The following is a 12,928-nucleotide window of genomic DNA, read 5'->3' as shown; positions in this document are numbered from 1 at the left end:
AAGCCAGCGGCCAAAACCGCCGCTGCGAAACCAGCCGTCAAGCCAGCTGCTAAAACCGCTGCTGCGAAACCAGCCGCGAAGCCAGCGGCCAAAACCGCTGCTGCCAAACCAGCCGCCAAACCAGCGACCAAAACCGCTGCTGCGAAACCAGCCGCGAAGCCAGCGGCCAAAACCGCTGCTGCTAAACCGGCCGTGAAGCCAGCTGCCAAAACCGTCGCTGCCAAATCGGCCGCGAAGCCAGCTGCCAAACCAGCTGCTGCGAAACCAGCCGCCAAGCCAGCCGCTAAACCTGCTGTTGCCAAACCCGCTGTCGCCAAACCAGCTGCTGCAAAGCCAGCACCGGCCAAACCTGCGACCCCGGCGACCGCCACCGCTCCAACCGCATCGGCCAGCAGCACGCCTGCACCGGTAGCGCCAAGCACCACGCCAACCAGCGCTTCCTAAGTGCCGGTGGCCACGATGCGCAGCTGCTGCAGCGCGTCGTGGTCAAGGTTGGCGGCAGCCTCAGCCGCCAGTCCTTCAAGCCACTTCTGATGACCTTCACCTGTCGGCCATGTCTGTGCCAGCCCTTCCAGCCGTGTCAGCAAGACGCGCTCCGCATCCAGCTCCAGGGCTTTGACCCGTTCCCGTAACGCCGCCAGTGGCTTATCCTGCTGCGCCGTGGCGCGCCATTGCATGCGCATCCGCCGCAACGGTTCGACCACTTGTACCTGCCAGGGCCCGGCGATCTGCTTCAGCGCTCTCATGCGTTCGGGGGTCACGGCCACGCCTCGTTGCTCCAGCCAGGCTCCACACAGCATCAGGCACACGTCAGCGCCTTGTTCCTGCAAACGCAGGCAAGCCGCTTCGATACCCGGACGGGCGTAGGTCGAGAGGGCAAAGCTCCACAGGTCAGCGTACATATTCACACCCAAGCCAGCGGCCAACGAAGCTGGTAGACTCCGCCGCCATTATGATCCGACTTCAAAGCCTAACATTACAGCGTGGCCCGCAGCGTCTTCTCGAAGACGCCGAGCTGACCCTGCACGCCGGTCACAAAGCCGGCCTGATCGGTGCCAACGGCGCCGGTAAATCCACGTTGTTTGCCCTGTTGCTGGGTGAGCTGACCCCGGATTCCGGGGACTGCCTGCTGCCGGCCGACTGGCGCATCGCCCATATGCGCCAGGAGATCGACACCCTGGACCGCATTGCGATCGACTACGTGCTCGATGGCGACCTGCGTTTACGCCAGGTGCAGCACGACCTCGCCGAGGCCGAGAAAGCCCAGAACGGCGCCGCCCTGGCGCGCCTGCACTCGGAGCTGGACAGTGCCGACGGCTACACCGCCGACGCCCGCGCCCGCAAGATGCTGGCCGGCCTTGGCTTTACCAACGAGCAGATGGATCGGCCGGTCGCGGATTTCTCCGGTGGCTGGCGCATGCGCCTGAACCTGGCCCAGGCACTGATGTGTCCCTCCGACCTGTTGCTACTCGATGAACCGACCAACCACTTGGACCTCGATGCGATCCTGTGGCTGGAAGACTTCCTCAAGAACTACCAGGGCACCTTGCTGCTGATTTCCCACGACCGGGATTTCCTCGACGCCGTGGTCGACAACATCGCCCACGTCGAACAGAAGAAAATCACGCTCTACCGAGGTGGCTACACCGCGTTCGAGCGCGCGCGTGCCGAGCGCCTGGCCCAACAGCAACAGGCGTTCGAGAAACAGCAGGCGCAGCGTGCGCACATGGAAAGCTACATCGCCCGGTTCAAGGCCCAGGCCACCAAGGCCCGTCAGGCCCAGAGCCGGATCAAGGCGTTGGAGCGCATGGAGGAACTGTCGGCGGCCCACGTCGATTCGCCATTCGACTTCGTGTTCCGTGAGTCGGTGAAGATCTCCAGCCCCTTGCTGGACCTGTCCGATGCTCGCCTGGGCTACGGTGACAAGACCATCCTGGAGAAGGTCAAGCTGCAGCTCACGCCGGGCGCGCGTATCGGCCTGCTGGGCCCCAACGGCGCGGGCAAGTCGACGCTGATCAAAAACCTCTCGGGCGAACTCGAGCCCTTGGCGGGCCACCTGACCCGTGGCGAGAACACGGTGGTGGGCTACTTCGCCCAGCATCAGTTGGATTCCCTGGACGCCAAGGCCAGCCCGTTGCTGCATCTGCAGCGTCTGGCGCCGACCGAACGCGAGCAGACACTGCGCGACTTCCTCGGCGGGTTCGACTTCCGTGGCGCACGTATCGATGAGCCGGTGCTGAACTTCTCCGGCGGCGAAAAAGCCCGCCTGGCCCTGGCCCTTATCGCCTGGGACCGGCCGAACCTGCTGTTGCTCGACGAACCGACCAACCACCTGGACCTGGAAATGCGCCTGGCGTTGACCATGGCCTTGCAGGAATTCAGCGGTGCGGTACTGGTGGTGTCCCACGATCGCCACTTGCTCAAGAGCACCACCGATAACTTCCTGTTGGTGGCCGACGGCAAAGTCGAAGAGTTCGACGGTGACCTGGACGACTACGCCCGCTGGCTGACGGAATACCGTCTGCGCAATGCGCCGGTGAGCAACACCCCGGTCAACCCGGACAAGACCGACAAGAAAGCCCAGCGTCAGGCGGCCGCCGCATTGCGTCAGCAACTGGCGCCGCACAAGCGCGAAGCCGACAAGCTGGAAGCCGAGTTGGGCAAGGTGCACGAGCGCCTGGCCAGGATCGAAGCCAGTCTGGGCGACAGCGCCGTGTACGAGGCGGCCCGCAAGGACGAACTGCGCGACCTGCTGGCCGAACAAGCCAGGCTCAAGGTGCGTGAAGGGCAATTGGAGGAAACCTGGATGGAAGCGCTCGAACTGCTCGAAACCCTGCAAGCGGAGCTGGAGGCGCTGTCCTGATGGAAGCGTTGCAGCTGCCACTGCCGGCGCAATGGATCGAGCCTGTCTGGATCGGCGTGCAAATCCTGCTGATCCTGCTGGCCGGCTACCTTGCCCAGCGCTTCGTCGCCAAAGGCCTGACCCGCCTGGGCGAGCGTTACCCGTTCCCGCCACAACTGCTGATGCCGCTGCGTGGTGGCTTGCGCTGGCTGATCATGGGCAGTGCGCTGATCTTCGTGCTGGGTCGCCTGGGCGTGTCCGCCACCGTGCTGTGGACGGCGCTGTCGGGGTTTGTCGCGGTCGCCGCCGTGGCGTTCTTCGCGATGTGGTCGGTGCTGTCCAACCTGCTGTGCGCCATTCTGATTTTTACCGTTGGGCCGTTTCGCCTCGGTGACATCGTCGAGCTGGTGGATACCGTCGACAAACCCGGCGTAAAAGGCCGGGTCGTGGCGATCAACCTGCTCTATACCACGCTGATCGAAGTGGAAGCGGCGGGCACTGACAGCGCCATCGTGCAGGTGCCTAACAGCCTGTTCTTCCAGCGCTCGGTGCGGCGTTGGCCGGGCACCCATGTGTTTCCGGGCGATCGTTAGTATTCACATCTTGTAAAAATCTATAGCCAGCCCTCGGTCGGCGGAGTTAGCTTAAGGCCACAACAGCAAATTCCCCTCCGAGGTGTGCAATGGCGCTCGATACGTGGCTGGCCTTTTTCCTGGCCAGTTGGATCATCTCCCTTTCCCCTGGTGCCGGCGCCATCGCTTCGATGTCCAGCGGCCTGCAATACGGTTTCCTGCGCGGCTACTGGAACGCCATTGGCCTGCAACTGGGCCTTGCGATGCAGATTGCCGTGGTTGCCTGCGGGCTCGGAGCCATTTTGGCGGCATCGTCCACAGCGTTCTACGCGATCAAATGGTTTGGCGTGGCGTACCTGGTGTACCTGGCCGTCAAGCAATGGCGCGCCTTGCCCATGGACATGACCGATGACGCGACCCCACGCCCTGTCGGCAGGCCGATGGCGATGATGTTCCGCGGTTTTCTGGTCAATGCCAGTAATCCCAAGGCCCTGGTATTCATGCTGGCGGTACTGCCGCAATTCGTGAACCCGCAGGCGCCGCTGCTGACCCAGTACCTGATCCTGGGTGCGACCATGATCAGCGTCGATATGATCGTGATGGCGGGTTACACCGGGCTGGCGTCGAAGGTGTTGCGTCTGTTGCGTACGCCCAAGCAGCAAAAACGCATGAACCGTACGTTTGCCGGGTTGTTCGTGGGGGCTGCGGGTTTTCTCGCCAGCTTGCATCGCGCAACGGCCTGACTGAGGAAACCGAATCAAAATGTGGGAGGGGCGGTGCGACGATTCGACTTGCTCCCGATAGCGGTGTGTCAGTCAGCTTATCTGTAGCTGAACCACCGCAATCGGGAGCAAGTCGCACCGCCCCGCCCACATTGGTTTGGTGTTGCCTGAAGGACTACCGCTCAGCGCAGAATCTTCGGCGCTTCATCCCTTGGCAGGTTGTTGCGCAACGCCGGCTGGCCAGGCTCTTGATAACCGCCGCCCATCTGTTCCGCCAACTGCCTGGCCACATCCTCACCCAACGCTTTCGACACTTCTTTTACCACCCGTGGCCGATTGAGGCTCACACGTACGTCGCGGCTGTTCACCAGCTTGGTGTCCTGGCCTTCACCCATGGCGGTAAACGCCGAGGTGATCTCGAAGGTACGGGTGTTGATCAGGCTGAAATCCGCCACCAGGGTCAGGCCCAGCACCGCCGAGTAGCTGTTGGTGTGGTCCAGGGCGTTGATGTCCTGGGTAAAGTCGATGTCTGACAGCGTGCCGAACAGCACGTAGTCCGCGCCCTTGAAGTTACCGGCCTTGATGCGCTTGATCACGTCATAGACGTCACCCTTGGCATCGGCGGTGTAGGGCGTGCCCTGCACCAGCTGGAACTGGCGGGACTTGAGAATCTCGCCCTTGATATCACCGCTGAACTTACGCAGCTCGGTCTGCTCGATGTAGCTGGTACGGCTTTCGTACTCGCTGTAGCTCGACGCACCGCTGGCGTGGTAGGCGCTTGCCTGGAAGTTGTCGCTGGCCGAGACTTGGTGGATGTATTCCTCGACCCGCGCCTCGTAGGCCAGGTCGGTCACCGCGATCTTCGGCGCGGCCGAGGCGCCAAAGGCGCACAGCAGGCCGATCATACCGATCCATGCACGCATCGCTTAGCGCTCCGTAGTCTTGCGGATTTCTTTTTCGTCCATCCACTCGGCCAGGCCGCTCTCGACGTCGATCAGCTGCAGGCTGAATTTGTAGAACACGTCCTTGTAGTCCGAGCTGCGCTTGACGATGGAACTGATGGAGCCTTCCAGGCGGTACTTGGCCGCGACCATGTTGCCGGTCTTGCTCACGGTGGTCTTCTTGTACAGGCCGCTCTGGTTCTGCAGCTTGAGCTGGTCGACCTGGCTCTGCATGTCGGTGTTGTCGCTGGCGAAGCGGGCGGTGCCGGTCTTCATCAACTGGGTTTTGATCGACGTGGTGATCTCGCGGGTGTCGATGTACTCGCTGGTCTTGTTCTTCACGTCGTACACCTGCACCACCGGACGGCCGTGCAGGATGCCGGACTGGGCCAGGGAGCGGGTCATGCTTTCAGCAATCATCTGCAGGTCGGTGGAGCCGAACTCGTTGGTCACGGTTTCCACAGCCTTGGTGTCGCCGTAGTTGATGTTCTTACTGCCCAGTACCGGCGAGGTATTGGCGCAGCCGCTGGCCAGGACGGCAACCACGGCGAGAATCGAGAAGCGTGCAAACATGGGGAAATCTCTCTGGCGCTTAAGAAGGGAATGGCTCAAGGGGTTTTGACTTCAAGGCGAAAGTCCGCCGCCTGGGGCAAATTGGCGATGGCCGGCAGGAACGTCGCCTGGTTGGCATACAGGTTCAGCACTTTCCAAGTGTCCTCGTCGCCCACCGGAAAGCCGTCGGCACCCAGCCAGGCGAAGCGGTAATACAGCGTCTGATTGCTGCTGGTGATGTTGCTCAACTGCACCTTGGCGGTGAGAAAACCGTTCTCGCGCGCCACGCGAATGGCACCGACGGCGATGCCCTTGAACTTGCCCATCACCACGATCTTGCTCGCGGCGCTGCCGGGCTCTGGCGGTGGCGGGGTGGCGCAGCCGGCAAGCAGGACCAGCGCCAGGGCGCCGAGGATGAAATGACGCATAGCGTGCTCCTTAAGGTTGTTTGAGAGTGGCGATGGCCTGGGGCGTTGTGCCCGGCACCACGTGGGCCGCGAGGCCGCCGGCGAACACCTGGTTACCGACCACGCGCAGGGTGATCACTTGGTAGCGTTGGTCGGCCTTGACCGTCACCAGCGTGCCGCCCAGGGCGTTGGGCAGGCTGACCTGGTGCTCGCCGTGCTTGAGGCGCAGGCGGGTCACTTGGGTCATGTCCGGCAACGTGCGCCAGGTGCGGGTGTCGGCGCCTTCGGTGACGGCCGAGGCAATGCCCAACACCAGGCCCGCCATGGGGTTGGTCTTGTTCAGGTTGTTTTGTGCCACGCCACGGGTCACCGCGCGCACGGTGGTGCGCAGGATGATCCCCGGCATGTCATCGCGCAGGGCGCGGCGCGACATGGCCGTGGTGCTGTTGAGTGCGGTGAGGTTCTGTTGCTGACCGTCGACGCCGATCTGCGTGAAGGTCGCCGTGGACGTATCGGCCTTGATCACCGGGAACGACAGCGGGGTGATCACCAGGTTGCCGTTGATCGGGATCGGCAGGGGCAGGCGGATCGAATCGCGAGCCGGGGCGAGGCCACTCTGCACCACAATCAGCACCTCGGTTTCATTGGCGCCGACCTTGGATTTATCCAGGTCCAGCAAGGCCTTTTCCAGTAGCGGCGTATTCGGGCGCAGCTCGGCGGCCTTGCGGTAGCCCGGGGCAGCCAGGTCTTTTTCGCCCAGGGCTTCGTAGATGAAGCCGGCCAGGTAATGGCTGAACGCACTCTGGTAGCTGTTTTTGAGGCCGACCACTTCCGGCGCGTTCAGGGCTTGCACCGGGTAACCGCTGAGGTCTTTCATCTGGGTGGTAACGCCTTCGCGCTGGGCTTCGTCCTCGCGCTTGAGGTATTCCTTGTCGCGCAGGTCGGCGATCACGGCTTCGCGTTCGTGGGTCTTCTTGATCTCGGTGCGCGCACCGTCAAAGTCATTCAGGGCCAGCAGGTTGAGAGCCATCTGGGTGGTCAGCATGACTTTTTCATAGTCATAGCCTTCGTAGCGACGCACCTTGTCGTTGGCCAGGAAACTGCCGAACTGGGCGAGGTACTTTGCACTGTCGAACTTGACCGACTCTTCCCACTTGTGGACTTGCAGGTCGGCGCTGCGCCAGGCGGTCTGGCTGCCGGCGAGGTCGCCCTTGGCCCGCAACAACTCGCCTTTTTCGAAGAAATACAGCAGGTCCTTGTCCTGGCTGGTGTTGTTTTTTTCCAGCAGGGTCAGGGCACCGTCGATGTTGCCGGTGGCCAATTGCTGATTGGTGGCTTGCAGCTCGGTGTCGTAGCTGCGAAACATCGAACAGCCGGAGAGCAACGTGACCGTCGCGAGCGCGAGCGGAGTTAAGGCGCGAAATGCCATGCAGCTTCTTCCCTGAAAGTAGTCAACCGGTGTGGTGATTCCTCATAAAAAATGAGGAACGAAATTCCCTTTCGCACTAACAGGGCGCCGCATTATAAGCGCCATTACTGGCAAAACAATGGCTTTTTGCTGTGATGCCATCATCAGAAGTGCCATCGCCGAATAGAAAAGCCGCGCCTGCGCTAACGCCAAAATCACTTACGCCTTGAGTCAAACCTCATAAGGCCTAACAATGTGTTACTTCGTATTTCCATTTGAGATTCGTTCATGACTGCCCCCCTCCGTTTTCTCGCCTGGCTGGTATTGCCGGCGTTGATGTCGTGCAGCTTCAACCTGATGGCCGCGACTGCCGAGGGCGCAACCCAAGCCCTGCATTTGCTGGATTACATCGGCGCGGACTACCCACCTACAGTGGCGGCGGGCAAGGTGGTTGATGATTCGGAATACCGCGAGCAGGTGGAGTTTCTCGGGGTGTTGCAGGGCTTGGTGGCGGATTTGCCGCAAAGGCCGGAACGCGCCGAGTTGGTCAAGGGTGTCGATGAGTTGCTGGCAGCGGTCACGACGCATCAGGACGGTGTGGCGGTTGCGCGCCAGGCCCGTCAATTGGGCGCCAAGCTGGCAGTGGCCTATGAAGTCAGCCAGGCTCCGGCCATCACGCCGGACCCGACCCGTGGTGCACCGCTCTACGCCCAGCATTGTTCGGTATGTCACGGCGCCGCCGGCGCGGGAGATGGCCCGGCCGGCGTGGGCCTCACGCCGCCGCCGGCCAACCTGCGCGATGCCGCGCGTCTGGACCGCCTGAGCCTGTATGCGATCTACAACACCTTGGGCCTGGGTATCGAAGGCACTGATATGCCGTCCTTCGCCGACCAACTGGACGACCGCCAACGCTGGGACCTGGCCACCTACATCGCCGGTTTCACCGCCGACCCGGCTGCCGCCAAAAGCGAACAACCCTTCAACCTCGCCGACCTGGCCCGCCAGACCCCCAATGAAGTGCTGGCCGCCGACGGCCCCGTGACAGCCGCGACCTTCCGCGCCCAGCGTGCGCAACCGCCGCAGGTCAAACGTGGCCCCGCACAGTTGCTCGACTACACCGCGACGACGTTGGACAAGAGCCTCGCCGCGTTTCGTAACGGTGACCACGAACAGGCCTATGACCTGTCCGTAGCGGCGTACCTGGAAGGTTTCGAGTTGGTGGAAAGCTCGCTGGACAATGTCGACGCCAACGTGCGCAAGGACACCGAGAAGGCCCTGATGGCCTATCGGCAGTCGTTGCAGGACGGTTTGCCGATCGAGCAGGTGCAGCAGCGTCTGGACATGGCCAAGGGCAAGCTCACCGAGTCCGCCGGTTTGCTGGGCGGCGATGGCTTGAGCTGGTCGTTGAGCTATATCTCGGGCCTGCTGATTTTGCTGCGCGAAGGCCTGGAAGCGATTCTGGTGCTGGCGGCGATCCTTGCCTTTCTGCGTAACACCGGCCAGCAGTCGGCGGTGCGCAGCGTCAACGTGGGTTGGGGGCTGGCGCTGCTGGCCGGTTTGGCCACCTGGGCGTTGGCGGCCTATGTGATTGACGTGAGCGGCGCCCAGCGCGAATTGCTCGAAGGCTGTACCGCGCTGTTCGCCAGTGTCATGGTGCTGTGGCTCGGCGTATGGATGCACGACCGGCGCCACGCGGCCGCCTGGCAGGACTACATCAAGAGCAGCCTGGTCGGCGGCGGTGGGCGCTTTGGGTTTGCGCTGCTGGCGTTCTTCTCGGTGTATCGCGAACTGTTCGAGGTCATCCTGTTCTACGAAACCCTGTGGCTACAGGCCGGCCCGGCCGGGCACAACGCGGTGCTGGCCGGTGGCGCCAGCGCGCTGGTGCTGCTGGTGGGCCTGGCCTGGGTGATCCTGCGCGGTTCGGCGAAGTTGCCGCTGGCGTTGTTCTTCGGCATCAACGCTGCACTGCTGTGTGCGCTGTCGGTGGTGTTTGCCGGGCATGGCGTCAAAGCGTTGCAGGAAGCCGGCATCTTTGGCACGCGGCCGGTGGCGTTCTTTGACTTCGATTGGCTGGGCATTCACGCCGATGCCTATTCGCTGAGTGCGCAGGCCGTGGCGATCCTGGCGATTATGGTGTTGTATGGCCGCAGTCGCATGGCAGAAAAACGCCGGGTGGTGGCATAGGGTGCGCGTATGGATCGACGCCGACGCCTGCCCTCGGGCAGCCAAGGACCAGGTGGTGAAGTTCGCCCTCAAGCGCCAGTTCGAGGTGGTGCTGGTGGCCGGGCAGAGCCAGATCAAGCCGAGCTTCGCCTGCGTAAAGCTGATCGTGGTGCCCAGCGGCCCGGATGCGGCGGATGATTATCTGGTAGAGCACGCGGTGCCCGGCGAACTGGTGATCTGCAGCGACGTGCCCCTGGCCGACCGGTTGGTGAAGAAGGGCGTCACGGCCCTGGACCCTCGGGGCAAGGAATTCAGCCCCGCGAACATGAGTGAGCGCCTGGCGGTGCGTAACCTGTTCACCGACCTGCGGGAGCAGGGCCAGATGGGCGGTGGTCCACCGCCCCATGGGGAGAAGGATAAACAGGCGTTTGCCAACTCACTGGACCGCATTCTCACCCAATTGATGCGCCGGGCCTGAGGGCCTGATGAAAAGTGTAACGTGGCGAGGGAGCTTGCTCCCGTTGGGCTGCGTAGCAGCCCCAATAAAGCGGGAGCGCTGCGCACTCCAACGGGAGCAAGCTCCCTCGCCACAACAAGCCTGCTCGTCACTATCAGTCATTTTCGTGGGTCAGCTCCAGCACGCGATCCACCAGCTTGTTGATGCCTGACGCGACCTCGCTGATGTTCTTGCCGAGCATATAGGCCGGCGTGCTGACCAGCTTGCGCGCAGTGTCTTCGACGATGTCTTCAACCGTGCATTCCTGGTGCGTGGCACCCATCTTGTCCAATGCGGCGGCGGTGTCGGCATCGTTGCCGATGGTGCAGGTCACGCCCGGGCCGTAGATCTTCGCGGCCAGGGCCGGTGAGATGCAGATCAGCCCCACCGGCTTGCCCGCTTCGGCAAAGGCTTCGGCCAACGCCAATACCTGTGGGTTAACACTGCAGCCCGCGCCCTCCACGGCAAAGCTCGACAGGTTCTTCGCCGCGCCAAACCCGCCGGGCACGATCAGTGCGTCGAAGTCTGTGGCGTCGGCCTCAGCGATGTCCTTCACCTCGCCTCGGGCAATACGCGCCGATTCCACCAGCACGTTGCGCGACTCGGGCATTTCCTCGCCGGTCAGGTGGTTGATCACGTGCATTTGCGCAATATCGGGTGCAAAGCACTGGACTTGAGCGCCGCGCTGGTCCAGGCGCAGCAGGGTGATCACGCTTTCGTGGATCTCGGCGCCGTCATACACGCCGCAGCCGGAAAGGATCACTGCAATCTTTTTGCTCATGGGCATTTCTCCTGAGGTCTTGGCGTTAAATGTCTACTAATTTGTAACCTGTTGCCAATGGGATCTCGCGCCGCTGCCCCTACTCTTGATGTAACAAAAATAGACCGGACCACACCATGGACTTCGTGCCTTACGCGGTACCGTTTTTCATTGCCTTGATCGTGGTGGAGCTGCTCGCCGACCGCTGGCGTGGCCAGCGTAACTACCGGGTGGCCGACGCCATCAACAGTCTCAGCACGGGTGTGCTGTCCACCACCACCGGGCTGTTGACCAAAGGCCTGGGGCTGCTCACCTACGCATTCGCCCTCAAGCACCTGGCGGTGATCGAACTGCCGGCCCAGAGCCTCTGGACCTGGGGCTTGGCCTTTGTGCTCTACGACTTCTGCTACTACTGGCTGCACCGCATGGGCCACGAGCGCAACATCCTGTGGGCCGCGCATTCGGTGCATCACCAGAGCGAGGACTACAACCTCAGCACAGCCCTGCGCCAGACCAGCACCGGCTTTTTGCTGAGCTGGATTTTCTACCTGCCCCTGGCCGTACTCGGCGTGCCGCTGGTGGTGTTTATCAGTGTGGCCTCGCTCAACCTGCTGTACCAGTTCTGGGTGCACACTCGCCATGTGCCCAAGCTCGGTTGGTTCGAGTGGTTCTTCGTCACGCCGTCCAACCATAGGGCCCACCATGCACAGAACGCTCTCTACATGGATCGCAACTACGGCGGGGTGTTCATTCTTTGGGACCGGCTGTTCGGCACCTTTCAGGAAGAGGACGACAATGAGCCGGTGATTTTCGGCGTGACCACGCCCTTGGCCAGTTGGAACCCGCTGTGGGCCAATCTGCAGTTTTATGCGCAGTTGTGGCGTGATGCGCGGCGTGCCGAACGTTGGCGGGACAAGCTGCGCATCTGGTTCATGCCCACCGGCTGGCGCCCTGCGGACGTGCAGGCCAGATACCCGTTGGCCAAGCCGGACTTGAGCCAGTTCCGCAAATTCGAGGTGCCGCTCAATCCCCGTCAACAGGCTTACATCGCCCTGCAATTTGCGGTGTACGTGGGGTTTGGCAGTTATTTGATGAATGCCGGCGAAGGGCTGCCCATACCCGCATTGGTGCTGGGCTGGAGCACGATGGCGCTGGGGCTGTTTACCCTGGGCGTGGCCCTGGAGAATCGCCCCTGGGCGCTGAAAGCCGAATGGGCGCGCCTGGCGCTGAATGTGCCGCTGGTATGGCTGGCGCCGCTGGTGGGGCTGTGGCCGGCCAGCCAACTCGGTTGGCCGGCTTTGTTGAGCTACAGCGTGCTCAGTGTGTTCGGCCTCTATTGTTGCCGGGGCCGGCTTACTCGACTGGCGACTTAGGTGGCTCGGCATGAGCAGGCTCGGCGGCGAGCCGGGCCTTGGCGTCGGCACAGGCCTGGCGCGCAATCCGCGCATTCTTGAAGCGGCGACGCAGCCACAGGCCAAAGCCCAGCAACAGCAAGGCGCCCAATACCCACAGCTCGTACTTCTTGACGCTGCCGAGCATGCCTTCGAGCACGGCGCCGAAATGGTACGCCGCCGCGCCCAACGCGGCGGCCCAGATCGCGGCGCCGATACCGTTGAGGATCAGGTAGCGCAGCGGTGGGTAGCCGGACAGTCCGATCGCCACCGGCATCACCGTGCGCAACCCGTACACGAAGCGGAAGCTCAGCACCCAGATATCGGGGTGCTTGCGGATATGTTCCAGAGCCTTGTCGCCCATCAATTGCCAGCGCGGTTTGCGCGCCAACAGCTTGCGGCCGTGTTTGCGGCCCATGTAATACCAGAGCTGGTCGCCGGCATAGCTGCCGAAAAAGGCAACGACCACCACCAGGTTGATATCCATGTACCCACGGAAAGCCAGGAAGCCTGCGAGAACCAGAATGGTCTCGCCTTCAAAGAAGGTGCCCAGGAACAGGGCAAAGTAGCCGAAGTCATGCAGGAATTGTTGAAGCATGGTCTGGGTGCTGGCGAAATGAACGCGCAGCCTACGCCTTCGTGAAGGTTCATGAAAGTATCGAGATGTGTCACGA

General features: G+C 62.4%; 14 protein-coding genes. 7 read left to right on the top strand and 7 right to left on the bottom strand.

Annotated features, from left to right (window positions below; all coding sequences use genetic code 11):
• The coding region (locus tag V6M90_RS30205; RefSeq protein ID WP_408637311.1) for a hypothetical protein at window positions 1-444 on the top strand (444 nt) is incomplete at its 5' end.
• Here the strand turns inward: V6M90_RS30205 and V6M90_RS15025 are convergent.
• On the bottom strand, window positions 441-902 hold the full coding sequence (locus V6M90_RS15025) for a TIGR02444 family protein (protein ID WP_141062873.1): 462 nt from the start codon (window positions 900-902) through the stop codon (window positions 441-443). The two genes, V6M90_RS30205 and V6M90_RS15025, sit on opposite strands and share 4 nt — an antisense overlap.
• 50 nt (window positions 903-952) lie before the next feature.
• On the opposite strand from V6M90_RS15025, the gene V6M90_RS15020 reads away from it, so the two are divergent.
• The 3 genes from V6M90_RS15020 to V6M90_RS15010 all read left to right on the top strand — a co-directional run bounded on the left by V6M90_RS15020 (window position 953) and on the right by V6M90_RS15010 (window position 4,157).
• The gene (locus tag V6M90_RS15020; RefSeq protein WP_141062874.1) at window positions 953-2,863 is read left to right on the top strand and encodes an ATP-binding cassette domain-containing protein; all 1,911 of its coding nucleotides are present in this window, start codon (window positions 953-955) and stop codon (window positions 2,861-2,863) included.
• On the top strand, window positions 2,863-3,435 hold the full coding sequence (locus tag V6M90_RS15015; protein WP_003176850.1) for a mechanosensitive ion channel family protein: 573 nt from the start codon (window positions 2,863-2,865) through the stop codon (window positions 3,433-3,435). The genes V6M90_RS15020 and V6M90_RS15015 overlap by 1 nt, the downstream gene beginning before the upstream one ends.
• An 89-nt stretch (window positions 3,436-3,524) precedes the next feature.
• The gene (locus tag V6M90_RS15010) at window positions 3,525-4,157 is read left to right on the top strand and encodes a LysE family transporter (protein ID WP_003176849.1); all 633 of its coding nucleotides are present in this window, start codon (window positions 3,525-3,527) and stop codon (window positions 4,155-4,157) included.
• Window positions 4,158-4,318: 161 nt separating this feature from the next.
• On the opposite strand, the gene V6M90_RS15005 is transcribed toward V6M90_RS15010, so the two are convergent.
• From V6M90_RS15005 to V6M90_RS14990, 4 genes are read right to left on the bottom strand one after another with little or no spacing between them, the layout of a single operon-like run.
• Window positions 4,319-5,059: a penicillin-binding protein activator LpoB gene (locus V6M90_RS15005; protein ID WP_332846727.1), complete on the bottom strand. Its 741-nt coding sequence runs from the start codon at window positions 5,057-5,059 to the stop codon at window positions 4,319-4,321.
• A gap of 3 nt (window positions 5,060-5,062) precedes the next feature.
• A complete protein-coding gene (lpoB, locus tag V6M90_RS15000; RefSeq protein ID WP_003176847.1) occupies window positions 5,063-5,650 on the bottom strand; it encodes a penicillin-binding protein activator LpoB in 588 nt (195 codons plus the stop codon).
• Between the two features lie 35 nt (window positions 5,651-5,685).
• Entirely contained in the window at window positions 5,686-6,057 is a 372-nt protein-coding gene (locus tag V6M90_RS14995; protein ID WP_003176846.1) for a YcfL family protein, read from the bottom strand.
• A 10-nt stretch (window positions 6,058-6,067) separates the two neighbouring features.
• Entirely contained in the window at window positions 6,068-7,465 is a 1,398-nt protein-coding gene (locus V6M90_RS14990) for a COG3014 family protein (RefSeq protein WP_332846726.1), read from the bottom strand.
• Window positions 7,466-7,732: 267 nt separating this feature from the next.
• Between V6M90_RS14990 and V6M90_RS14985 the strand changes: the two genes are divergently transcribed.
• Both V6M90_RS14985 and V6M90_RS14980 read left to right on the top strand, forming a co-directional pair.
• Entirely contained in the window at window positions 7,733-9,628 is a 1,896-nt protein-coding gene (locus V6M90_RS14985; RefSeq protein WP_141062875.1) for an FTR1 family protein, read from the top strand.
• Window position 9,629: 1 nt separating this feature from the next.
• Window positions 9,630-10,085, top strand: a complete 456-nt coding sequence (locus V6M90_RS14980; RefSeq protein ID WP_003176843.1) for a YaiI/YqxD family protein — start codon at window positions 9,630-9,632, stop codon at window positions 10,083-10,085.
• A gap of 133 nt (window positions 10,086-10,218) precedes the next feature.
• Here V6M90_RS14980 and elbB read toward each other — a convergent pair whose 3' ends face one another.
• The gene (elbB, locus tag V6M90_RS14975; RefSeq protein ID WP_003176842.1) at window positions 10,219-10,884 is read right to left on the bottom strand and encodes an isoprenoid biosynthesis glyoxalase ElbB; all 666 of its coding nucleotides are present in this window, start codon (window positions 10,882-10,884) and stop codon (window positions 10,219-10,221) included.
• A gap of 116 nt (window positions 10,885-11,000) precedes the next feature.
• Here elbB and V6M90_RS14970 point away from each other — a divergent pair, with 116 nt between their 5' ends.
• Window positions 11,001-12,236 carry a sterol desaturase family protein gene (locus tag V6M90_RS14970; protein WP_003176840.1) on the top strand — a complete coding sequence of 412 codons (1,236 nt, stop codon included), beginning with the start codon at window positions 11,001-11,003 and terminating at the stop codon, window positions 12,234-12,236.
• Here V6M90_RS14970 and V6M90_RS14965 read toward each other — a convergent pair.
• Window positions 12,217-12,852 (bottom strand): DedA family protein, encoded by a 636-nt coding sequence (locus V6M90_RS14965; RefSeq protein WP_042945460.1) that lies wholly within the window; start codon window positions 12,850-12,852, stop codon window positions 12,217-12,219. The genes V6M90_RS14970 and V6M90_RS14965 overlap by 20 nt on opposite strands.
• Window positions 12,853-12,928: the final 76 nt, after the last annotated feature.

The sequence above is a fragment of the Pseudomonas lactucae genome (assembly GCF_036688725.1).
GTDB lineage: Bacteria > Pseudomonadota > Gammaproteobacteria > Pseudomonadales > Pseudomonadaceae > Aquipseudomonas > Aquipseudomonas lactucae.
The sequence above is the reverse complement of the archived record's forward strand: the minus strand, read 5'-3'. Positions and strand labels throughout refer to the sequence as shown.